Source organism: Fibrobacter sp. UWH4 (assembly GCF_900142475.1).
Lineage (GTDB): Bacteria > Fibrobacterota > Fibrobacteria > Fibrobacterales > Fibrobacteraceae > Fibrobacter.
Genome location: NZ_FRAY01000011.1, coordinates 41,309 through 62,424 on the forward strand (window position 1 = coordinate 41,309; position 21,116 = coordinate 62,424).

Below are 21,116 nucleotides of genomic sequence, written 5' to 3' on the forward strand. Positions count from 1 at the left end.
CTAGAAACAAAAATTCCGCAGCACGCCGCTGCGGAATTTTTTTAATCTTATTTCGCGAGACTTGAGTTCGAGTCACGCTCCGGTTCGCCTCGAGCAGCGCCCCTTCGCTACTTGGCAGGGCAGCCTTCCACCGTCTCGAACTTGCCCTTGTTCACGGTCACGATCTTCGCGTTGATGTTCACTCCGCGCTTGAACTTGATTTCGCCGTAGACGCTCGGGAAATTCGCCGTGTTGTTGATGGCGTTGGTAAGGCTGTTCGGCTTCTTCGCAAGCGAGCTGAACACGATATTCGCCGCATCGTAGCTGAGGCCGCTCACTTTGTCCTCGCCGGGTTCGTCGCCCCAGCGTTCCTTGAAGTCGCCCACGAACTTCTTCAGGTTCTCGTTGTTGCCGTCCATGTCCATGGCCGGCACGCTGAAGTAGGAGCTGTCCACCTGGCGCTTGCCCTGGATCAGCAGTTCGCGGCCGTACCAGCCGGATGCACCCAGCAGCACGCCCGAAATCTTGTTGAAGGCCACCTGGCCCGCCATGAGGCCCGCATCGCCCGGGTTCGTCGCCGGAATGAAGATTCCCGGAATGTTGAACGTGGAATCCTGCATGTAGAAGCGGCGTTCCTTGGCGTTCACCGCGTCGAGGTCGGCGGCGCCGCGCGCAATGTTCTGGCGGCGGTTCAGTTGTTTGAAACGCACGTCACGAAGCAGACTGAATTCAGTCTTGTAGTCAGGACGGCCTTCCTCGTAGTTGCGGAACGCCACCACACTTCCGCCGCGGCGTTCCACCGCCTGCGTAAAGCTCTGCGACATGGAGGCGCCGTAACCGCCCAGCGGGCTTAAGACCGCGAATTCGCGGATGGAAAGGCACTTGGTCGCAAAGTCCGCGATGCTCTTCGCGAGATTGTCCATGGTGATGTTCACCTGGAAAATGTTCGGTCCCATCTTCGCGATGCCGTCGTCGGTCGCCGTCGGGGTAAGCATCGGGATATTCTGGAAGTTGCTGCCGAGCCATGCGGCAACGGTCGCCGCGGGGGCGCTCATGATAGGTCCAATCACGGCGACAATGCTGTCCTGGTTCACCGCCTGCTGCGTACGGAGCAGCGCCTGGGCGGCATCCGCACGGGTATCCGCCACGCGCAGGTTCACCTTGCCCTGGAGCCCCGCCTTTTCGTGAGCGAGAATGACACCCTGGATAGCCGCGGCTCCGAACTCCGCGAAGTCACCCGACAGCGGCGCAAGCACCAACACCGTCGGCATGCCCGCACCCTGGCCTTCCAGCGATTCAAGGCCCCTCTGGGCCGTATTGGAAAGGTTCTCCGCTACCCCACCGGCCAAGACCTTCTTGTACCAGTAGCGGGCGGCGCGGTAGCGCCTGGAGTTCTGGCATTCGCGGCCGATCTGCAACTGCAGCCAGCCGATAACGTCCTTGTCCACCGGATACTTTTCCAGGAGCGCCTGCAGCTGGTCCGCCGTCAAAAGGGAGGCGGCAATCGTCTGGATGGCGACATCCTTGGTGCGGCTCTTCGCGGCGGGGTTCTTGGTGTAGGCGAGAATGCGGAGCATCGATTCCACGCCCTCGTACACGTTGCCGCGTTCCGCCATCACGATGGCGTTCGCGAGTTCCATGCGTTCGCGGTAGGCCGAGTTCACGTAGTATTCCAGGAACCTCGAAGAAAGCTTCAGAGCCTCGTCGCGCTTGTGGTCGCGCATATAGCATTCGGCAAGCATCACGGCGGCCTTTTCGCCTGCGGGCTTACGGAAGCTGGACTTGTAGAGCTTCTGCAGGGGGGCAACCGCCTCGGCGCACCTGCCATTCTGGATGAGCGATTTTGCCTGGGCGATTTCGTCTTGGGCAAACAGGGTGGTCGCAAGGCCTGCGGCCAAAACAAACGGTAAAAGACATTTCATATTAAGATTCCGCGGCGGACTGAACCACCTCGTGTTCTTTCTTGATTTGCTTCTGGAGGGACTCGGGCAGTTTCGCCCAATCAATGACATCGACACGGAACGGAAGTCCACTATCGACGAAGGCCTTCTCGATGGCCGTCATCACTTCGAAGGAAAGGGGCTTTTCGGAAATCACCACCAGTTCCAGTTCCGTTTCAGGAGTCAGGTCCACCCCCGACACACGGGCGCCATGGGCCCAAACTTCCATTCCTTCGAAATGGAGAGCGAGGATCCTCTGGACCTTTTCCAAATGATCAGATTCAATGCATAAAGCCATATCGACCCAAATATAGTTAAATGGGGGTCGAGCATTCCCGCTACTTTTCCACTACATGGCCCGAAAGTTCCCTAAAATCGTCTTTTTTGTATAAAGTAACTCCCGGGGACACCAGGTGGAACACGGACTGTTCCGCGAGGGCGGCAAGGCTGAACTCGAAAGAATCCAGGCGGAAACGGTAGCTGTCGGTAGAATTGTCGAAAGACACCATGTAGGGTGGCCGCGCAAGCTCGCCACGGTTCACCATCGAAAGGAGTTCCACCCCCACACGGTCGTTCACGACCACCCACGCGTCCACAGGCGGCAGGTTCGCGACAAGCGAAAACAGTATTCGGCAAAAATGCTCGTGCGCGCCGGATTCCTGCATAAAGTCGAACGGACTCGCATGCGTCGCGTCTGTCGCCTCGACCACCTTGAGTCCCACCTTCTTGAGCCCGCGCAGGCGATCCACCGACCACATGCTCATGTGGTAAGGCGATACAAAGGCGATACGCTCCATCCCCTTCTTCTTCAGGAAATGCCCCACGGCACGGCCCGGGAAATCTCCGAAAGCCAGGTTGAAGAATGCGTAGCGCTTTTCCTTCTTTAAAGCCCGCGGAATGTCGTAGAGCGGATGTTCCCACCACACCGATACCGGAAACCGCGTGCTCGCAAGCAACGCGAAGAGCCGGTTGACATTGAACACCAGCATGGTCGAGACGATTGCGCCGAAACACTCGCTGCAGTCCTCGAGCCTTACACGGTTCCCGGCCGCATCCAGGAAAACCCCGTCCTTTTCGAAATAGCCCAGCGCCCGGACCCTCAGGCCGCTGCGGCGCGCCTCGTCGTACACCAGGCGCATGAACGTGAGTTCACGTTCGCCGAGACCGTTAAAGTCCCCGTTCGGGTTGCAGCGCATCACCAGGAGGATTTCCTTCTGGCTAGGCGATTCGGGCCTGGAGTTCCTGAAGTAGTAGCGGCCGCGCCCCCTGCGGTCAAGAACGCCGCGATTGCGCAACATTTCGAGGGTACGGCTCATGGACCCCAGCGTAGTCCCGTAAACCGAGCAAAGGTCCTTTATCGAGGGGAGCGTGCTGTCTGCCGAAATCTTGCGGGATTTCCAGTCTTCTAGAAGCAGGCGTTCCAGCCGTTCGGTCTCGCGTTCGCCCGGCTCTATCACGATCTCGGGCTTCTTTCCCCAGAAATAGCCGTTGCCGTGTTCCCCGTAAATCCTGCCCTGCTCCACCAGCCTCTTGTACGCCTGGAAAACGGTAAACGTCGAGGCTCCCGACGACGACGCCACCTTGCGCACCGACGGAAGCCTTGCGCCATCCTTGAATCCGGAAGATTCAATCCACCTGCAAAAATCGTCGACCGTCACCGAACACCTCCCGCATCATTTGGAACAAATTCCGAATAAACTTGACATGGCGAACACACACGAAATAACACTAGATACACTTTAGCGTTAATATACACAATTTATTGCGAATATGCAAGCATCGCGACCTATCTTTAGTAAAGTAAAACAATATCACCGGCGTTTAACGCCAAACGGGGTTTATATGAACAAGAAACTATTCCTCTCTATGTGTGTCGCTCCCGTAGCGGCAATGGCATTCCAGGTCGGCGCATGGGTCGGCGGCCCGGGACAGTACCCGCAGCCCACGCAGGAAAACGTGCAGGCTTTCCAGGACCTGCAGGGCTCGCACGTCGACCTCATCAGTTACTTCGCGCTCTTCGACATCAACGACTGGAACGCAACCGAAGAATACGCCAACGTGGCCAAGGAAAACGGTTCCACGCTGGTGGTCACCTGGATGGCGAACGGGTACGGCGCCCAGGACTTGGTCGACGGCATGGCCGACAGCTACATCCGCGACTACGCGAAGGGTGTCAAGAACTACGGCGAAGAAATCTGGCTCAGGCCGCTCCACGAAGCGAACGGTGACTGGTACGACTGGGGCGTGGGCAAGGCCGGCGCCGGCAACACCGACGCGAACGTCGCCGAGGCATTCCGCCATATCGTGAACATCTTCCGCGAAGAAAACGTCACCAACGTAAAGTGGGTGTGGACGACCAACGCCTCGAATGCAGGAAAAGGATCGACGCTCACTGGCAACTATCCCGGCGACGAATACGTCGACTACATCTCCATCGACGGTTACAACTGGGGCAAGTGCCAGAGCTGGTCCAACTGGCAGACCTTCTCGCAGGTATTCAAAAAATCGTACGATGCTCTCGCCAAGATCGACAAGCCGCTATTCATCGCCGAAATCTCCAGTTCCGAACTGGGCGGCAACAAGGCCGAATGGATTACCGACATGTTCGAGCATTTCGCCACTGACTTCTCCCGCGTATTCGCGGTGATGTGGTTCAGCCAGAGCAAAGAAGCCAACGAAGGCGACTGGGCGCTCAATACCTCGCAGGCCGCCGTTGACGCCTGGAAGGCCGGCATCGCCAAGATGAAAGCCGCAGACCCCGACAGCGGCAACACGGCTATCAAGCCTACCGGGAGAGCCGCCGGCAACTCCTTTCGCCTGCAAGACGGCAAACTCTACATGCAAACCGACAAAGCGCTAAAGGCAAGCGTCGTGCAGTTCGACTACCAGGGCCGCATCTTGTGGCAGAGCGCCGTGCAGCACTTTACCCCGGGCGAACACGCCATCGACGTACCCAAGGCAAACGCACAAAGCATTTACAAGTTATCCGTGAAGCGCTAAACAAAACTTATTCTTAAAACTCCTTGGACAACCCCCATTCTAGCTCCTTCAAAACGCTAGAGTGGGGATTTTTTATTCCTACTAAGCTTCTCCAAACGGAATACCCATAATCGCCGCTTCATGGAATCAATCAGAGCCGAGTTTTTGACCGATTGAAACGGCTCTTAGAATTTGTATGCACGCAAAAGGGAACATCACCAATAATTCTGATTTTCCGCAACGAAAACGTCAAGAACGTCAAATGGGTATGGACCACGAATGTCACGAACCACGGCGAAGGCGCCACGCTCACAGGCAACTATCCCGGTGACGAATACGTCGACTACATTTCCATCGACGGTTACAACTGGGGCAAGAGTCAAAGCAGGTCCAGCTGGAAATCCTTTGCGCAATTTTTCGATGACGCTTACAAGGCCCTCGCAAGCATCGACAAGCCTCTCTTCATTGCCGAAATTTCCAGCTCCGAAAAAGGAGGGAGCAAGGCCGAATGGATCGCCGACATGTTTGAGCATTTCCGCACCGACTACTCACGCGTATTCGCCGTAATGTGGTTCAGCCAAAGCAAGGACTACGAAGGCGACTGGGCGCTCAACACCTCGCAAGATGCCGTCAACGCGTGGAAGACGGGCATTGCGAAGATGAGAACAAAAGCTAAGGGATCCTAATCTATATATCAAACAGCTTACCTGGCAGGAGATGCCTTTGTTTTATCTTATACAAGCTCCATTCCATGAAAACCTTCATGGAATCGGACTTTATATAGTCACGCATAGCGGCATCTCTTAAATAAACGGATCTTTCCAAATTCATAGATTTAACAGTTCCAGGAAAATCGGCAAGTTCATCAAAATATGAATAATTCATGGTCGTCACAGTATCGCCCGAAACATAAAAAATCTTCATAATTCTTTCTTCACAAGCCGAATAATACAAGATTTTTCCAGCATCATCTTTAGGAGACAATTTCCATAGGCCATCTTCAAAAGAAGCTCCAGAATAGTCTTCCGGCGTTCCTACAAACTGTCTAAAATCCATGAGATTGGTTTCAGCATCAGACAAGGGTAAAACCTTTCCCGTTTTTAAATCAGTCACTTTTATACGCCCATTATTACGAACTGTTTCCGTTTGAACTAAATTATTCTTGACGGTTGTAATCGACTTGTCTGGTCCCGCAGTAAGAATAGCCATCCCAAAATTCATTTCAAGAACTCCAGGAGAGTTTATATATATCTTTATTTGGTATTCAGAAGTATCTGGATATACAGCCTTGCTTTGGTTTTCAAAAACCTCTTCCAAGTCCAACGAACTGGGTTCTGGTCCGCAAACTTTCACATAGACACTAGAAGATGAAACTTCGCTTGAAGAAGATATTGTAACCGAACTAGAAGAAAATACCTCGCTAGACGAAGACTCTAACACAACACTTGACGACGATTGCACGGAACTTGAAGATTCAAAAATTTCAGCACTAGACGACAAACTTGCCGAGCTAGATGACGATGACAAAACAGAACTTGACGATAAAACTTTTGCACTTGAAGAAGAGCGTACCGAACTCGATGATTTCGATAATTCCTTACTTGACGATGATACGCCCTTTTTAGCAGATGAAGACTGAACATTTTCACTTGACGAAGACTGTTCCAAGTCAGAAGACATCGCAATTACATCAATTGGATTATTTATTGGATTCTCATCGCTACAAGCAACGAACAACAGAACAAAAACAATTGATAAATATTTATTCATTCTTTCTCCTTAAAACGACTATGGACAATATAAAAAAATCACCCCCAGCTGAGCCATATCGTCATAAACCTGTCGTAAACTTCATAAACACCTTGGTTATTCGTAACAATCTGCTTTTCGAGCAAGGCCGTTAACGCCTTTTGGACACTACTTGCAGAAAGGCTGTATTTCTTTAAGAACTGACGGCCTGTAATTTGCGAAACACGCCCTTCTTTTCCGATTGCAATGAGGAGCATTTTTTGCGGGGGCGTCAAAAGGAACAGCATATTCTTGTATATCTCAGAATTTTCCTCAACGATATCCTCTACTGTTTCATCTAATTGGGCAACATAAAAAGCACAGCCTTTATCCGTAATGGAATAGGCATAATTCATGATTTTCTGGATGTACCACGTCACACCGCCAAATCGCGCATACGCCTCATGAATTGAATCATCATCAATTTTTCGTCCATTCTTTTCAAAGTGGTACTTTATAAATTCAGAATACTTACCTTCGGGAATTACATTCAAATTCATAATGGACACACTTTGGTAAAAAGGACGCGCCGCCGATACAAAAATTTCGCCCATCATTGTCCGTTCAGAACCCGCAAAGACAAAATTCGCATTATGGCAATTCTGTATATAAGTGCGTAAAGTCGCTTCAATATTCTTTTCCGGATAGCTCGAAATAGACTGAAACTCGTCAATAGCTATCAAGCACGGCTTATCTGCACTTTCAATATACGCAAAGATCTCTTCTAACGTAATTGCCGGAGTCTGGACATCGCCAAGTTCAACATTCCACGAAGGTAACCCTTGCACATCAAAAGATATTCCTGCCCTCAAGGATTTTACGGCATCAACAAAAGATTCAATAGCCTTCTTGCCGCGCGGCTTTAACGCACTCACAATCTGGCGTCCCATCTCATAGACTAAATCGCCAAGATTCTTGGTCGCGTAAATATCAATTATAAAGGTGTTATAACTACGGACGATTTTCGGTTGCGCAAAGCAGTGCCTAATGAGCCCAGTTTTTCCCATGCGGCGTGAAGATATCAACGCCACATTATTGCCATTCGTAAGCAAACGGGTAAGTTTCTTAGTTTCTTCTTCACGGTCACAGAAATACTCTGCACTCAAATAACCAGATGTCAAAAAAGGATTGATTACGGCATTATCCATAGCGAAACCTCGTCTATACCGTAAATATACAATTTTTATCCAAAAAAGATTATCTTTTTTGGATAATCCTAATCGGATAATGAAGATTCCCGCTCGTCCCCGTCATCCCCGTCAAGCGAGGACAGGCGCGAGGACAGGTAGGCGGGGATGACAACACTCGGCATTCCGCATAAATACAGAAAAGCTCCGCTTTTAAAGCGGAGCCTTCCTCTAGGATAATTCCGTGCTAATGCAAGAATTAGAAACGGAAGTGGGCGAATGCCTTGTTGGCTTCGGCCATCTTGTGCGTGTCGTTCTTCTTGCGGACAGCGTTGCCTTCACCGTTCTTGGCGGCAACGAGTTCGGCAGCAAGGCGGTCAGCCATGTTGGCTTCGTTGCGGTTACGGGCGGCATCAAGGAGCCAGCGGAGAGCGAGAGCCTTGGCGCGGTCCGGTGCAACTTCCATAGGAACCTGGTAGTTTGCACCACCGATACGGCGGGACTTCACTTCGAGACGCGGCTTGATGTTTTCGAGGCAGAGTTCGAACTTTTCAAGCGGAGTTTCCGGACCTTCGAGCTTCTGGCCGAGGTTTTCGAGAGCAGTGTAGACGATCTGTTCAGCGATGGTCTTCTTGCCCTGCTTCAGCACGACACCGACGAGTTCGGTAACGAGCGTGGACTTGTAACGCGGATCCGGGAGGATGGAGCGATGGAGAGCCTTTCTTCTTCTAGACATAGATTACTTCCTTTCCTTACTTCTTGGCCGGAGCGGCACCTTTCTTCTTAACACCGTACTTGGAGCGGCCGTTCTGGCGACCGTTCACAGCCTGGGTATCCAAAGTACCACGGATGATGTGGTAACGAACACCGGGGACGTCCTTCACACGACCACCGCGGATGAGCACGATGGAGTGTTCCTGGAGGTTGTGGCCTTCGCCAGGAATGTATGCGGTCACTTCCATCTTGTTGGAAAGACGCACACGGGCAATCTTACGAAGAGCGGAGTTCGGCTTCTTCGGGGTGCTGGTGTACACGCGGGTGCAAACACCGCGCTTCTGGGGGCAGGACTTCAAGGCCACGGAAGCGGTCTTGTTGCTGATCTGTTCGCGTCCGTTGCGGACGAGCTGTTGAATAGTTGGCACTGTTAATCTCCTAGATTTTGGAGTGCAAATATAGTTTCTTTTTCCAAGTTTTTCAAGTACTTAGGGTTAATTCTCCGAATCTTCTTCGTCATTGATGCCGATTTCGTTATCCAACATCTGGATTCCGTTGTCGGCGGATTCGTCAAATTCGCCCTGAATACCCATAGGCCGAGCCGCGGCATCCAGTTCGGCATCGGCATCCACCACCTGGACGTTCCTCAGGTGGCGGGCTCCTGTACCGCACGGGATAAGACGACCCATAATCACGTTTTCCTTAAGGCCCAAGAGCGGGTCTACGCTACCTTCGATGGAAGCGCGGGTAAGGATCTTTGTGGTTTCCTGGAACGAGCAGGCAGAAATGAAGCTGTCTGTCGCCAAGGAAGCCTTCGTGATACCAAGGAGCATCGGCGTGAAGGTCGCCGGAGTCTTGCCGACAGCAGTCAACTGATCGTTGATTGCGCGCAGACGTGCCTTGGAAATTTCTTCGCCCGGAAGCAGTTCGGAGTCTCCGGAATCCTTGATGCGAACCTTACGCATCATCTGGCGGACGATACATTCGATGTGCTTATCTGCGATAGCCACACCCTGCAGGCGGTACACCGCCTGGATTTCGTTCACCAAGTGACGCTGGACCTCTTCAGGACCAAGGACGTCGAGGATATCGTGGGGATCCACGCTGCCTTCACTGATCTTCTGACCAATGTGGACACGGTCACCTTCGTTGACCGCCAGATGGACGCCGCGGGGAACCAGCACTTTCTCTTCCTGGTCATCCATCTTAATATAAACAACCTGATTGTTGCGGACTTCTTCGATCTTTTCGACGAGACCGTCGATCGGAGCGATGAACGCCTTGTTCTTCGGAACGCGAGCTTCGAAGAGTTCGGCCACGCGCGGAAGACCACCCGTAATGTCGCGGGTCTTACCGGCAGCGCGCGGAAGTTTTGCAACAGTCTGACCGACGGTCACCATTTCGCCAGCCTTAACGGTAAGGATAGCGCCGTCCGGAAGCATGTAGTTACCGATCTTCGTGTTAGAAGAATCGACGATGGTAACAGCCGGGTGGAGGTCCTTCTTGCCGTGCTGCTTGTCGCTAATCACGGTCCAGGTTTCCACGCCCGTCACTTCGTCAGTTTCGGAACGGTAGGTGCGGTTTTCAACCATGTCCGTAAGAACAACCTTACCAGAAACGTTACTGATAATCGGGCTGTTATACGGATCCCATTCGAACATCACGTCGCCAGCGTTCACCGTCTGGCCGTTTTCGACATGGAGGATAGAGCCGTACGGAATCTGGTAACGACCCTTGTTGATGCCGGTCTTGTCAAAGATAACGAGTTCAGCCATGCGGCTGGTAACGACCTTCTGGCCTTCGTGTTCGACGGTTTCCACCTGTTCGAGTTCGATATGGCCATCGACGGTTGCCTTCTTGTCGCTTTCGACAGTAAGACGGGAAGAAGCACCACCGATGTGGAAGGTACGGAGGGTAAGCTGCGTACCCGGTTCACCGATAGACTGTGCAGCGAGCACGCCCACGGCTTCGCCCAGGTCAACCGGACGACCGGAAGCAAGCATACGGCCGTAGCACTTGGAGCAGACACCGTTGCGGGAATCGCAGGTGAGCACCGAGCGCATCTTGATATGTTCGAGACCCGTCGCAGAAATCTTCGCGAGGTCACGTTCGGTCACGAGTTCGCCGGCCTTGACGATCACTTCGCCAGTCACCGGGTGCTTGATGTCGTCCACCGGAGCGCGACCGAGGAGACGTTCTTCAAGAGCAATCACGGTATCGTCACCGTCCTTGAACGCAGAAACTTCGATGCCGTTCGTGGTACCGCAGTCTTCTTCGGTAATCACGAGGTCCTGGCCCACGTCCACGAGACGGCGTGTCAGGTAACCAGCGTCAGCCGTCTTAAGGGCGGTATCAGCAAGACCCTTACGAGCACCGTGAGACGAGATGAAGTATTCCATCACGTTCAGGCCTTCGCGGAAGCAGGACTTAATCGGGTTTTCAATAACTTCCTGACCACCGAGCTGCTTAATCGGCTTCTGCATCAAACCACGCATACCGGACAGCTGCTTAATCTGTTCGCGGCTACCACGAGCGCCGGAGTCGGCCATCATGTAGACCGGGTTGAAGCCGTCACGGTCGCTGGAGAGCAAGTCCCACTGCTTGGCAGCAACTTCGGAGGTCGTCTTGGACCAGACGTCGATCGTCTGGTTATAACGTTCACCGTCGGTAATCACACCGTCTTCATAGAGGCTACGGATGCGGGAAACCTGTTCGGCAGCCTTGTCGAGCATTTCCTGCTTTTCCTTCGGGATCACCATTTCGGCGATAGCCACAGAAGAACCGGCGCGGGTAGCCCACTTGTAACCGTTCGCCTTCAGGTCATCCAGGTAATCCACGGTCACGCGGTTACCGGTGCGGCGGTACAGGTCGTCGATGGACTTCGCAATCACCTTCTTGCCGAAGGTTTCGTTGGCGTAGCCGAGTTCCTTCGGAACGAACTCGTTGAAGATGATACGACCGACGGTCGTCTTGATAACATTGTCTTCCTTAAGGATAAGGAACTTGATCTTTTCGCCAGCCTTGACAGCGACTTCGATATTGCCATTGTCGTCGGCGGATTCGCGCAGGCACACGGCATCCTTTTCGAGGGCGCCCATGTAGACCTTCTGGCCGGCCTTGAGCTTCAGATAAACGATAGCGTTCAGATCGACAGCACCGTTTTCGTAGGCGCGCACGGCTTCGGCAGCGTCGAAGAAGTGCATGCCTTCACCCTTACGGGCCGGACGCGGCTTGGTCAGGTAGTACAGACCGAGCACGATATCCTGGCCGGGAACAGCGATCGGCTGACCGGATGCCGGGTGAAGAATGTTGTTCGAAGAGAGCATGAGAACGCGGCATTCGAGCTGCGTTTCGAAAGACAGCGGAAGGTGGCATGCCATCTGGTCACCGTCGAAGTCCGCGTTGAATGCGGTACAGACGAGCGGGTGAAGGCGGATTGCGTTACCTTCGATCAGGCGCGGGTAGAACGCCTGGATACCCAGACGGTGAAGCGTCGGGGCACGGTTCAGCATCACCGGGTGGTCTTCGATAATTTCTTCGAGGATGTCCCACACTTCCGGACGTTCGGCGTCCACGTACTTCTTGGCGGACTTGAGGGTATAGACGATACCTTCTTCTTCCAGACGGTGGATAATGAACGGCTTGTAAAGTTCGAGAGCCATGCGCTTCGGCAGACCGCACTGGTGCATACGAAGTTCCGGGCCCACCACGATCACGGAACGACCGGAGTAGTCGACACGCTTACCGAGCAAGTTCATACGGAAGCGGCCCTGCTTACCCTTCAGGAGTTCGGCGAGGCTCTTCATCGGACGGGCGGAGCCTGCACGGGCAGTGCGGCGGCCGCTGTCGAACAGCTGGTCAACGGCTTCCTGCAACATACGCTTTTCGTTGCAGAGAATCACGTTCGGGGCGCGGAGGTCGATCAACTTCTTCAGACGGTTGTTGCGGTTGATGACGCGGCGATAGAGTTCGTTCAGGTCGGACGTTGCGAAACGGCCGCCTTCGAGCGGAACGAGCGGACGCAGGTCAGGCGGAATCACCGGAAGCACGTCGAGGATCATCCAAGACGGCTGGTTGGCGAGCAAGCGGGCTTCGTTCGGATAGCGGTGGCGGAAATCTTCGTAGGCGTCTGCCACGATGAAGTTCTCGTGCTTGGTCTCGTAGTCGGCCTTGAATTCGGCGACGGCTTCGGCGAGGCCACGCAGCCACGGCTGCTGGGAATCGGCCTTCATGGCCTTTTCCGGATTTTCGTAGTAGCTACGGAAACTTTCGCGCTGGGATTTGAGGAAGGCGTCCACCACCTTGAGGCGCTTGAGGGCGTCGTCCTGCTTGGTCTTGGACTTGGACAGGGCCTGCGTACGGAGTTCGGCGGAAAGGGCGGTGAGGTCCACGCGGTCAAGCAGCTGCTTGATGGCGGAAGCACCCATCTTGGCGTCGAAAGTACGGCCTTCGTTGGTGAGGTCCTGGTACTGGGCTTCATCAATCAGAGCGTTCGGTTCGAGGTCGGCGTCACCCGGATCGATGACAACATATTTTTCGTAGTAGATGATGTTGTCGAGGTCCTTGGTAGAAAGGTTCAGGAGGGCGCCGATGACGCACGGCTGGTTACGGACGAACCAGGTGTGGGTCAGGGGAATAGCAAGTTCGATGTGGCCCATGTACTTACGGCGCACGTTGGAGTGAGTCACTTCCACGCCGCAACGGTCACAGACGACACCCTTGTAACGAATGCGCTTGAACTTACCGCAGTTACATTCCCAGTTCTTCACCGGTCCAAAGATCTTTTCGCAGAAAAGACCATCCTTTTCAGGCTTGAAGGAACGGTAGTTGATGGTTTCGGGCTTGGTCACTTCACCATGGGACCAGCTGCGGATCATTTCCGGAGCGGCGAGGTGAATCGAAATATCGCCAGAATTGTCGCGTTCAATTTCTTCGACCATATTACTTATCTCCATTGGTCTGAATATTGAGACCCAAAGAACGAACTTCGCGGATCATAACGTTGAAGGATTCAGGAACACCCGGCTTCGGAGTGTTCTGACCGTGAACGATGGCATCGTACACCTTGGAACGGCCCTGCACGTCGTCAGACTTGACGGTGAGGAGTTCCTGCAGCGTGTAAGCGGCGCCGTAAGCTTCCATAGCCCACACTTCCATTTCACCGAAGCGCTGGCCACCGAACTGGCTCTTACCGCCAAGAGGCTGCTGGGTCACGAGAGCGTAGCTACCGATAGAACGGGCGTGGATCTTGTCGTCCACCAAGTGACCGAGCTTCAGGTAGTACATGTAACCGATCGTCACCGGGTTCAGGAAGGCTTCACCGGTACGGCCGTCATAGAGCTTGGCCTTACCGATAATCTTGTTGTTGTCCGGATCCATTTCGTAGTTCACGATCGGGTTCTTCTGGTAAGCCTTTTCGAGTTCCTTGCAGATATCTTCGAACTTGGCACCGTCGAACACCGGAGTCGTCACCTTGAAGCCGAGGGTCTTTGCAGCCCAGCCCAGGTGAACTTCAAGCACCTGACCGATGTTCATACGAGAAGGCACGCCCAGCGGGTTCAGAAGAATCTGGAGCGGACGACCGTCTTCGGTGAACGGCATGTCTTCGACCGGAACGATCTTGGAAACCACACCCTTGTTACCGTGGCGACCAGCCATCTTGTCACCGATGGAGAGGCAGCGCTTCTTCGCGATGTAGACCTTGACGCACTTGAGCACGCCCGGCTTGAGTTCGTCGCCCTTCGTGACCTTGTCGATTTCCTTTTCCATGGTGCGGGTCAGGGTATCGAGGTTGTCGCGAGCAACGAGCACGAGCGTAAGGACCTTTTCCTGGAGTTCGTCGTCGCCCACCACGAAGGTAGAAGACGGGGACACCTTGGTCACGTCGATCACGGAGAGGTTCTGTTCGGTGTAGGTCTGGCCTTCGCGAATCAGGAGTTCGTGAGTTTCGTTGTCCATGACCTTGCCGGCAGCCTTGCCGCCGAGGAGTTCGAACAAATGTTCGGAGCAGGAAGCCTTGATCTTGTCGATCTGAGCCTGGAAGTTGGCGCGGATCTCGTTGATCGTTTCCTGGTCCTTTTCCTTGCTATTCTTGTCGGCCTTGTCCTTCTTGCTGAAGATGCGGGTTTCGAGAACCACGCCCTTCATTCCCGGAGGAGCCTTGAGGGAAGAATCGCGGACATCGCCGGCCTTTTCGCCGAAGATGGCGCGGAGCAAGCGTTCTTCCGGAGAAAGTTCAGTTTCACCCTTCGGCGTCACCTTACCCACGAGGATATCGTCGGCAGTCACTTCGGCACCGACGCGGATCACGCCGTTTTCGTCGAGGTTGCGCAAAGCGTCTTCGCCGACGTTCGGAATTTCGCGAGTGAGTTCTTCCGGACCGCGCTTGGTATCGCGGACTTCCATTTCGTATTCTTCGATATGGATAGAAGTGAAGGTGTCCTTGATGGCGAGTTCTTCCGAGATGATAACGGCGTCTTCGTAGTTGTAACCGTTCCAGGGGAGGAAGCCGATGAGGATGTTCTTACCGAGAGCCAGTTCGCCGTGGTCGGTCGACACACCGTCAGCCAGCACGTCGCCAGCCTTCACGAAGTCGCCCACGTCAACGATCGGCTTCTGGTTGATGCAGGAATCCTGGTTAGAGCGCTCGAACTTGCGGAGCACGTAAGTATCGATAGGATCCTTGCCGAGGAATTCGTAGTCTTCGCCAAGACCGGTGAGCGGCACGAAGTTGCCGTCGACCATGTTGCCACGCTGCACGGTGATGTTGCGTGCGTCGACGAAAGTCACCTTACCGTCGTGCTTGGCGCGGACGACCGTACCCGAGTCGAGAGCGGCGCGGCGTTCGAGACCCGTACCCACGATCGGAGCTTCGGCGCGGAGCAGAGGCACCGCCTGGCGCTGCATGTTGGAACCCATCAATGCACGGTTAGCGTCATCGTGTTCCAGGAACGGGATAAGACCAGCGGCCACGGACACGATCTGCATCGGGGCCACGTCCATGAGGTCGATGCGTTCGGTTTCGGTGTCGTCGAGAGCGAAGCTGTCCTGGCGCATGAGGTGCGGATATTCGCTCTTGTCGCGGACGATCACGTAGCCGTCCATGTCGCCCTTGAAGCGGTTGTCTTCGGTGAGTTCGGTAGAAGCCGGAGCCACCTTGAAAGCGTCTTCTTCGTCGGCGGTGAGGAAGGTGATGTAGTCGGAAACGATCTGTTCGACCACAGTGCCCACCTGTTCGTAGTCGGCCTTGCCGTTGAAGTCATCGACGGTGAAACCGTTACGGTAGTAAGTCACGTTGCCATCGACATCCTTGAAAGCAAACACCTTGTTCACGAAACCGTCGAACAGGTCGCGCTGCTTGATGTCGAGGTTCATGCGCACGGAGTCGATCTGCTTCCTGGTGAGTTCGAGTTCCAGGAACAGGTGCGGGTCGTGCACGAAAGCCTTGAAGATACCGAAGTGCCACTTGGATTCGGGGATCTTCACGACGTTGCCCTTGGCATCCTTGAAGTCGATGAGGCCCACGATACGGTACGGAGTCTCGATAAAGCCGAAGTGGTTCACCACGGCGAAGGAAGCGAGGGAGTTGATAAGACCGATGTTCGGGCCTTCCGGAGTTTCGATCGGGCAGAGACGGCCGTAGTGAGTGTAGTGCACGTCACGGACTTCGAAGCCTGCACGTTCGCGGGAAAGGCCACCGGGGCCGAGAGCGGAGAGACGACGCTTGTGTGTCAGTTCGGAAAGCGGGTTCATCTGGTCCATGAACTGGGACAGCTGGCTCGATCCGAAGAAGGACTGCACGACGGAGCTCACCATACGGGTGTTCACGAGGTCACGCGGAGTCGTCTGTTCGTCTTCGCCGTGGAGGTTCAGGTTCTCGCGGATCACGCGAGACATACGGGAGAGGCCCACGGAAATCTGGTTGGCAAGAAGTTCGCCCACGGAACGGGTGCGGCGGTTGCCCAGGTGGTCGATATCGTCCAGGGCGTAGCCTTCGGTGCCGTTGTAGAGACCGACCATGTATTCGATGATGGCAAGGAAGTCGGCCTTGCTCATGGTCATGTCGGTGAGGGCTGGGATCTTGAATTCGTCGCCCTGTTCAGCGAGGACGTCGCGGATTTCGGAGCGGCTATAAATCTTTGCGTTCAAGCGATAGCGGCCCACTTCGCCGAGATCGTACTTGTGCGGATCGGAAATGAACTGGCTGTCGAAGTAGAGTTCGGCAGTGCGCATGTCCGGAGCTTCATCCTGCTGCTGGTGCGTCACGGAGTAGATGGCCTTGAGGGCGTCTTCGCGGGACTTGGACTTGTCGGCAGCGAGGGTGTAGTGGATAAGGAGGTTGTCTTCGTCCTTGGAGAGGAGGACAATCTTTTCGACGTTGCTCTGACGGAGCGTTTCGAGCTTCATCTCGTCGATGACATCGTTAGCGGCAAGGACCACTTCGCCCGAGCTCGTGTCGATGACGTCTTCGAACAGGATGCGGTCGATGAGCACGCAGACGCCGTTTTCGTCGAACTGTTCGGCCATTTCTTCCACGGAGACTTCTTCGGTCTTCTTGTAGAACAGCTTCAGGATGTCCTGCGTGGTCTCGAAACCGATGCAGCGGAGCATGGTCGTCGCGGCAAGCTTCTTCTTGCGGTCGATGATGAGGTAAAGGGTGTCGCCTTCGGTATTGAATTCCACCCAGGCACCGCGGTGCGGAATAATGCGGCTCTTGTAGTCGGAACGGCCGCTGGGCTGGAGTTCTTCGTCAAAACTGATACCGTAGGAACGGTGCAACTGGGAAACGACAACGCGTTCAGCGCCATTGACGATGAACGTACCGTTTTCAGTCATGATCGGGAGTTCGCAAATAAGGACGTCGTTCTTGACTTCTTCCTTGAGCTTGCGATCTTCGCCATCTTCCTCGAAAATCTGGAGGGAAAGGGTAGCGTAAAGCTCCATGGAATACGTGAGACCGCGCTCACGGCATTCAGGGATGCTGTACTTCGGGATACCGAAATAATAGCCTTCGTAATTAAGGGAGTAAAGACCCTTGACGTCGGTAATGGGGAAAATATCCTGGAACACGCGTTCCAGCCCAACCTTAAGACGTTTTTCTTGCGGAATTTCCTTCTGGAGGAATTGCTCGTACGAAGCCTTCTGGACTTCGATCAGGTACGGGAGTTCCAGCTGGAACTTGTTGGAGGAATAACTTTTTCGCTCCGTGGTCATTTGAAATACCTCATCCGGTGAAGAGCTTTTTTATCAAAAAATAGCAAAAAAACTTAATACACCAAAAGCCCGCACATAAAGTGCAGGCAGTTGGCGTATAATAGTCAATGAAGTGAAAGCATTACTTCAGAGCGACCTTTGCTCCGAGATCTTCCAGGTCCTTCTTGAGCTTTTCAGCGTCAGCCTTCGGCATAGCTTCCTTGACCACGCTGTTGGCCTTTTCGACCAGGTCCTTAGCTTCCTTGAGGCCCAGACCGGTGATGGCGCGGACAGCCTTGAGGACGTCCATCTTCTTAGCGCCGCATTCGACGAGGATCACGTCGAATTCAGTCTTTTCTTCAGCAGGAGCGGCAGCAGCAGCGGCCATTACGACGGCGCCACCGGCAGCAGCTTCGATGCCGTGGGTTTCTTTAAGGTAGTCAGCCAAAGCCTTGGCTTCGAGAAGGGTAAGACCAACGATTTGATCGCCCAGTGCCTTGATATCAGTTGCCATGATGTGTTTCTCCGATTATTCCGTTTAAATTTTTTGGTTTGTGGTTTGTTGTTAAGCTTCCGCAGCGGCTTCGGGAGCAGCTTCGGAGCCCGATTCTTTTTCCAGCTTTTCCTGGAGTGTCTTGATTTGACCGGCGATCGTGGAGCCAGGTCCGAGAGCGATGGAGACGATCTGAGCGATCATGCCCTTACGATCCGGGATCTTGGAGAGGTTCACGACTTCGGAGCCAGGCATCGCCTTGCCATCAAGGTACACGCTCTTGGCAACCAAGAAATCGGGGTTTGCTTTGTGGAATGCTTCAATTTCGCGAGCAGGCAGAAGCGGGTCTTCTTCGAAACCGACCATCACGGAGGTAGCTCCGGTGAGGAGGTCGTCGAGACCTTCGACCTTGAGGGCAGCGAGAACGCGCTTGAGAAGAGTGTTCTTCACAGCGTGGTACTTCACACCCTTAGATGCGAGTGCCTTGCGAAGGGCATTGTCCTTTTCTACGGTCATGCCTTGATAATTGAGCAGATAGACGGCGGTAGCGCCATTGAAGGACTCGACGAGCGCGTCCACAGTCTGTTGTTTTTTAACTACAGCTTTCATGGTGTCTCCTATCGCGTCAGTGCCATATCAAGTTTGATGCCCGGAGCCATCGTTGCAGACAACGTAAGGCTCTTAATGTAGGTGCCCTTAGAAGATTGAGGCTTGTTCTTGACGACGGAGTCGATCACAGCCTTGGTGTTTTCAACCAGCTGATCAACGCCGAAGGAGAGCTTGCCTACGGGGGCATGGACGTTGGCGCCCTTGTCAACGCGGTACTGGATCTTACCAGCCTTGAGTTCCTTAACCGTCTGGGCCACGTTAACCGTAACCGTGCCGGCCTTCGGAGAAGGCATCAAACCGCGAGGACCGAGGACCTTAGCGACCTTACTAATCACCGGCATCATGTCGGGAGTAGCAACGACGGAATCAAAGTCCAGCCAGCCTTCCTGAATCTTCTGAACCAAGTCAGCACCACCAGCGTAGTCTGCGCCTGCGTTCTTTGCAACTTCAAGATTATTGTCCTTGCAGAAAACCAAGACGCGGACCTGACGACCGGTACCATGCGGCAGCACAACAGTGCCACGAACCACTTGGTCGGAATGTTTTGGGTCCACACCGAGATTGAAGTGGATTTCGACCGTCTGGTCGAACTTCAATTCGGACTTTTTAAGGATTTGGACTGCTTCAGCAAGATCGTAAGCCTTGTTACGGTCGATGCTTTCAGCAATCTTCTTGTATTTTTTTCCTCTGAACATGGTGTTTCCTGTCAGATACGTAACGGTGAATTACCTGCCTCAGTCAACCACTTCAACACCCATGGAGCGAGCGGTGCCCGCGACCATGCGCATAGCGGCTTCGAGGTCGATTGTGTTTAGATCCGGCATCTTCTTTTGGGCGATATCCTGGACCTGGGCCTTGGTGAGCTTACCAACTTTCTTACGGTTGGGTTCGCCAGAGCCGCTTTCAATTCCGGCTGCCTTCTTGATGAGGGCAGGAACCGGCGAAACCTTCGTGATGAAGGTAAAGCTCTTGTCAGCATAGACCGTAATAACGACCGGGATAATCATTCCCTTGTCGTTCTGGGTCTTAGCGTTGAACTGCTTGCAGAATTCCATAATGTTCACACCCTTCTGACCAAGGGCGGGACCTACCGGGGGAGCCGGGTTAGCAGCACCGGCCGGAATCTGGAGCTTAATATAACCTGTGATTTTCTTTGCCACTGTATTATCTCCGTTTCAAAACCGCACTATTATGCGATGTCGGACTCGACCTGGTTGTAGGAAAGTTCGACAGGCGTAGAACGACCGAAGACAGTCACCATGACCTTGATCTTGGTCTTGTCTTCCATGATTTCGTCTACGACGCCCACAAAGTCCTTGAAGGGACCTTCCTTGATGCGGACATTTTCGCCAATGGAGTACGGATTTTGGATCTCGCCTTCTGTGGAGCCACTAGGATCAACTCCCAAAAGACGATCGACCTCGCTCTGTTGTAAAGGAATAGCCACCCTCTTGGTGGGTGTCATTCCTAAGAAATGGGTGACGCCATTGATGTTCATCACCAAATGCTGGGTGAGCTCGTCCAGCACCATTTCAATGAAAACGTAAGTGGGCATCGCGTTCTGCACGGATACATGACGATGACCGCGAACGGTGGAAACCACTTCGCGGGTCGGCAAGAGAATCCGTCCGAACTTTTCCTGAACGCCTTCGCGTTCAATCATCTGCTCGATACGTTTCTTAATATTGTTTTCTTGACCGGAAAAGGTGTGAATTGCATACCACTTCATTTCAGGCATAACATTAACCTCTTCCCATAATTTTGTCAATGATCCAAGAGAAACCAACGTCAAGTCCTGCAATATAAAGACCCATAATGACGCTGAACAGCATCACGACGAGGGTGGATCCCTTGAGTTCTTCCCAAGTAGGCCAAGTAACTTTTTTCAGTTCCTCGATGGATTCCTTGACATATTGCTGGATCTTGCGCATAATGACTCCAGGAAGTGAGCAGGTCGGGAGGGACTCGAACCCCCAACCAACGGTTTTGGAGACCGTGACTCTACCAATTGAGCTACCGACCTATTCGGACTTCCTTACTTGGTTTCCTTGTGAACAGTATGCTTGCGGCAGAACGGGCAGTACTTCTTGTACTCCACGCGGGAGGGGTGAAGACGCTTGTTCTTGTCGCAGTCATAGTTGCGCTGATTGCATTCGGTGCATTCGAGCGTGATGAGTTCTCTGGGCATTTTATTATCCGATTACTTGATGATTTCGGTTACGGAGCCAGCGCCAACGGTACGGCCACCTTCGCGGATTGCGAAGCGGAGCTGCTTTTCCATTGCCACCGGGGCGA

General features: G+C 53.6%; 19 protein-coding genes and 1 tRNA gene. 2 read left to right on the forward strand and 18 right to left on the reverse strand.

Going from position 1 to position 21,116, the window contains the following annotated elements:
* Positions 1 to 107: 107 nt before the first annotated feature.
* The 3 genes from BUA93_RS14385 to BUA93_RS14395 are packed head-to-tail and all read right to left on the reverse strand — an operon-like array spanning position 108 to position 3,577.
* Positions 108 to 1,901 carry a penicillin-binding protein activator gene (locus BUA93_RS14385; RefSeq protein ID WP_072980582.1) on the reverse strand — a complete coding sequence of 598 codons (1,794 nt, stop codon included), beginning with the start codon at positions 1,899 to 1,901 and terminating at the stop codon, positions 108 to 110.
* A 1-nt stretch (position 1,902) separates the two neighbouring features.
* Positions 1,903 to 2,217: a DNA polymerase III subunit beta gene (locus BUA93_RS14390; protein ID WP_072980584.1), complete on the reverse strand. Its 315-nt coding sequence runs from the start codon at positions 2,215 to 2,217 to the stop codon at positions 1,903 to 1,905.
* Between the two features lie 40 nt (positions 2,218 to 2,257).
* Positions 2,258 to 3,577, reverse strand: a complete 1,320-nt coding sequence (locus BUA93_RS14395; protein WP_072980586.1) for a GntR family transcriptional regulator — start codon at positions 3,575 to 3,577, stop codon at positions 2,258 to 2,260.
* A 184-nt stretch (positions 3,578 to 3,761) separates the two neighbouring features.
* Here BUA93_RS14395 and BUA93_RS14400 point away from each other — a divergent pair, with 184 nt between their 5' ends.
* Together BUA93_RS14400 and BUA93_RS14405 are read left to right on the forward strand one after the other, a co-directional pair.
* Positions 3,762 to 4,919: a glycoside hydrolase family 26 protein gene (locus BUA93_RS14400; RefSeq protein ID WP_072980588.1), complete on the forward strand. Its 1,158-nt coding sequence runs from the start codon at positions 3,762 to 3,764 to the stop codon at positions 4,917 to 4,919.
* A 152-nt stretch (positions 4,920 to 5,071) separates the two neighbouring features.
* On the forward strand, positions 5,072 to 5,584 hold the full coding sequence (locus BUA93_RS14405) for a glycosyl hydrolase (protein WP_254794002.1): 513 nt from the start codon (positions 5,072 to 5,074) through the stop codon (positions 5,582 to 5,584).
* Position 5,585: 1 nt separating this feature from the next.
* Here BUA93_RS14405 and BUA93_RS16060 read toward each other — a convergent pair whose 3' ends face one another.
* The 15 genes from BUA93_RS16060 to BUA93_RS14480 all read right to left on the reverse strand — a co-directional run.
* Entirely contained in the window at positions 5,586 to 6,668 is a 1,083-nt protein-coding gene (locus BUA93_RS16060) for a hypothetical protein (RefSeq protein WP_139258113.1), read from the reverse strand.
* 38 nt (positions 6,669 to 6,706) lie between these two features.
* The gene (locus BUA93_RS14415) at positions 6,707 to 7,834 is read right to left on the reverse strand and encodes an AAA family ATPase (protein ID WP_072980592.1); all 1,128 of its coding nucleotides are present in this window, start codon (positions 7,832 to 7,834) and stop codon (positions 6,707 to 6,709) included.
* Positions 7,835 to 8,072: 238 nt separating this feature from the next.
* Positions 8,073 to 8,549 carry a 30S ribosomal protein S7 gene (rpsG, locus tag BUA93_RS14420; RefSeq protein ID WP_072980594.1) on the reverse strand — a complete coding sequence of 159 codons (477 nt, stop codon included), beginning with the start codon at positions 8,547 to 8,549 and terminating at the stop codon, positions 8,073 to 8,075.
* Positions 8,550 to 8,565: 16 nt separating this feature from the next.
* Entirely contained in the window at positions 8,566 to 8,955 is a 390-nt protein-coding gene (gene rpsL / locus BUA93_RS14425; RefSeq protein ID WP_072980597.1) for a 30S ribosomal protein S12, read from the reverse strand.
* 66 nt (positions 8,956 to 9,021) lie between these two features.
* Positions 9,022 to 13,467 (reverse strand): DNA-directed RNA polymerase subunit beta', encoded by a 4,446-nt coding sequence (rpoC, locus tag BUA93_RS14430; protein ID WP_072980598.1) that lies wholly within the window; start codon positions 13,465 to 13,467, stop codon positions 9,022 to 9,024.
* Between the two features lies 1 nt (position 13,468).
* Positions 13,469 to 17,740 (reverse strand): DNA-directed RNA polymerase subunit beta, encoded by a 4,272-nt coding sequence (gene rpoB, locus BUA93_RS14435; RefSeq protein ID WP_072980600.1) that lies wholly within the window; start codon positions 17,738 to 17,740, stop codon positions 13,469 to 13,471.
* Positions 17,741 to 17,861: 121 nt separating this feature from the next.
* Positions 17,862 to 18,233 carry a 50S ribosomal protein L7/L12 gene (gene rplL / locus BUA93_RS14440; RefSeq protein WP_072980602.1) on the reverse strand — a complete coding sequence of 124 codons (372 nt, stop codon included), beginning with the start codon at positions 18,231 to 18,233 and terminating at the stop codon, positions 17,862 to 17,864.
* A gap of 51 nt (positions 18,234 to 18,284) precedes the next feature.
* Positions 18,285 to 18,821, reverse strand: coding sequence for a 50S ribosomal protein L10 (gene rplJ, locus BUA93_RS14445; RefSeq protein ID WP_072980604.1), 537 nt, complete (start codon positions 18,819 to 18,821; stop codon positions 18,285 to 18,287).
* A gap of 8 nt (positions 18,822 to 18,829) precedes the next feature.
* On the reverse strand, positions 18,830 to 19,516 hold the full coding sequence (gene rplA / locus BUA93_RS14450) for a 50S ribosomal protein L1 (protein WP_072980606.1): 687 nt from the start codon (positions 19,514 to 19,516) through the stop codon (positions 18,830 to 18,832).
* Between the two features lie 39 nt (positions 19,517 to 19,555).
* The gene (gene rplK / locus BUA93_RS14455) at positions 19,556 to 19,981 is read right to left on the reverse strand and encodes a 50S ribosomal protein L11 (protein WP_072801175.1); all 426 of its coding nucleotides are present in this window, start codon (positions 19,979 to 19,981) and stop codon (positions 19,556 to 19,558) included.
* A 29-nt stretch (positions 19,982 to 20,010) separates the two neighbouring features.
* A complete protein-coding gene (gene nusG, locus BUA93_RS14460) occupies positions 20,011 to 20,559 on the reverse strand; it encodes a transcription termination/antitermination protein NusG (protein ID WP_072980608.1) in 549 nt (182 codons plus the stop codon).
* A gap of 4 nt (positions 20,560 to 20,563) precedes the next feature.
* Positions 20,564 to 20,752, reverse strand: coding sequence for a preprotein translocase subunit SecE (gene secE / locus BUA93_RS14465; protein ID WP_072980610.1), 189 nt, complete (start codon positions 20,750 to 20,752; stop codon positions 20,564 to 20,566).
* 19 nt (positions 20,753 to 20,771) lie between these two features.
* Positions 20,772 to 20,844, reverse strand: a tRNA-Trp gene (locus tag BUA93_RS14470).
* Positions 20,845 to 20,856: 12 nt separating this feature from the next.
* A complete protein-coding gene (gene rpmG / locus BUA93_RS14475; protein ID WP_072801172.1) occupies positions 20,857 to 21,009 on the reverse strand; it encodes a 50S ribosomal protein L33 in 153 nt (50 codons plus the stop codon).
* A 12-nt stretch (positions 21,010 to 21,021) separates the two neighbouring features.
* The coding region (locus tag BUA93_RS14480; protein ID WP_139258114.1) for an EF-Tu C-terminal domain-related protein at positions 21,022 to 21,116 on the reverse strand (95 nt) is incomplete at its 5' end.

Bases quoted from the DNA above. Each gene is read 5' to 3' on its own strand.
- rplL (WP_072980602.1), bottom strand. From the start codon at position 18,233: ATGGCAACTGATATCAAGGCACTGGGCGATCAAATCGTTGGTCTTACC.
- BUA93_RS16060 (WP_139258113.1), bottom strand. From the start codon at position 6,668: ATGAATAAATATTTATCAATTGTTTTTGTTCTGTTGTTCGTTGCTTGT.
- BUA93_RS14415 (WP_072980592.1), bottom strand. From the start codon at position 7,834: ATGGATAATGCCGTAATCAATCCTTTTTTGACATCTGGTTATTTGAGT.
- rplA (WP_072980606.1), bottom strand. From the start codon at position 19,516: ATGTTCAGAGGAAAAAAATACAAGAAGATTGCTGAAAGCATCGACCGT.
- nusG (WP_072980608.1), bottom strand. From the start codon at position 20,559: ATGCCTGAAATGAAGTGGTATGCAATTCACACCTTTTCCGGTCAAGAA.
- rpoB (WP_072980600.1), bottom strand. From the start codon at position 17,740: ATGACCACGGAGCGAAAAAGTTATTCCTCCAACAAGTTCCAGCTGGAA.
- rpsG (WP_072980594.1), bottom strand. From the start codon at position 8,549: ATGTCTAGAAGAAGAAAGGCTCTCCATCGCTCCATCCTCCCGGATCCG.
- BUA93_RS14385 (WP_072980582.1), bottom strand. From the start codon at position 1,901: ATGAAATGTCTTTTACCGTTTGTTTTGGCCGCAGGCCTTGCGACCACC.
- rpmG (WP_072801172.1), bottom strand. From the start codon at position 21,009: ATGCCCAGAGAACTCATCACGCTCGAATGCACCGAATGCAATCAGCGC.
- rpoC (WP_072980598.1), bottom strand. From the start codon at position 13,467: ATGGTCGAAGAAATTGAACGCGACAATTCTGGCGATATTTCGATTCAC.
- rplJ (WP_072980604.1), bottom strand. From the start codon at position 18,821: ATGAAAGCTGTAGTTAAAAAACAACAGACTGTGGACGCGCTCGTCGAG.
- BUA93_RS14400 (WP_072980588.1), top strand. From the start codon at position 3,762: ATGAACAAGAAACTATTCCTCTCTATGTGTGTCGCTCCCGTAGCGGCA.
- secE (WP_072980610.1), bottom strand. From the start codon at position 20,752: ATGCGCAAGATCCAGCAATATGTCAAGGAATCCATCGAGGAACTGAAA.
- BUA93_RS14390 (WP_072980584.1), bottom strand. From the start codon at position 2,217: ATGGCTTTATGCATTGAATCTGATCATTTGGAAAAGGTCCAGAGGATC.